This is a genomic window from Bacillus sp. SIMBA_005, from assembly GCF_046535585.1.
Taxonomy (GTDB): Bacteria; Bacillota; Bacilli; order Bacillales; family Bacillaceae; genus Bacillus; species Bacillus pumilus.
Genome location: NZ_JAWRWI010001076.1, coordinates 1 through 240, shown reverse-complemented (window position 1 = coordinate 240; position 240 = coordinate 1). Strand labels below are relative to the sequence as shown.

Here is a 240-nt window from a genome sequence, read left to right as displayed (position 1 = left end):
ATGAATTTACTTGTTATTAAACAATCAGATGCTGCCATTATAGCCGATTTAATGTTAGGTGGGGACGGTTTAAACCCTAAGCCTGACCTAGGTGAGATTCAGCTAAGTGCAGTACAAGAAGCGATGAATCAAATGATGGGTTCTGCGGCAACATCCATGTCGACAGTATTCAACAAAAAGGTGGATATTTCGCCACCGACAATCGATCTAATGAATATTTCTAAAAATGAAGGTCGAGAC

Annotated in this window: 1 protein-coding gene; it reads left to right on the top strand. The window is 40.0% G+C overall.

Going from position 1 to position 240, the window contains the following annotated elements:
* Positions 1 to 240: chemotaxis protein CheC (locus SB660_RS23440; RefSeq protein ID WP_410584975.1), on the top strand; the 240-nt coding region annotated here is incomplete at both ends.